The following is a 261-nucleotide window of genomic DNA, read 5'->3' on the forward strand; positions in this document are numbered from 1 at the left end:
TACCGGTTCGGTACAGCATGGCTGGCCGTGGATCCTGACCCCAGCCGTTACTTAATGGCGTTAAACCCTGTTTTAGCTGGTCTTCCTGCACATCCAGGCCAAATTTTTGCCAGCTGCCCTGATGGCACTGTAAGGTAAAACGCGGCGAGGGCGCGGCGCTTAACATAGAGGCACCAAGGGTTACGCCAAAATGGCCGTAATCCAGGTAGACACTAAACCAGTCATCGGTGGTGGCGCCGGGGCGTAGCTGTTTCAGTGTGG

The 261-nt window shown here is 55.9% G+C and carries 1 pseudogene; it reads right to left on the reverse strand.

The annotated features are described in order from the left end of the window. A pseudogene (locus tag R0J87_RS21740) lies at positions 1-261 on the reverse strand (oxidoreductase); the annotation flags it as partial.

This window comes from Halomonas sp. SIMBA_159 (assembly GCF_046536035.1).
Taxonomy (GTDB): Bacteria; Pseudomonadota; Gammaproteobacteria; order Pseudomonadales; family Halomonadaceae; genus Vreelandella; species Vreelandella venusta_A.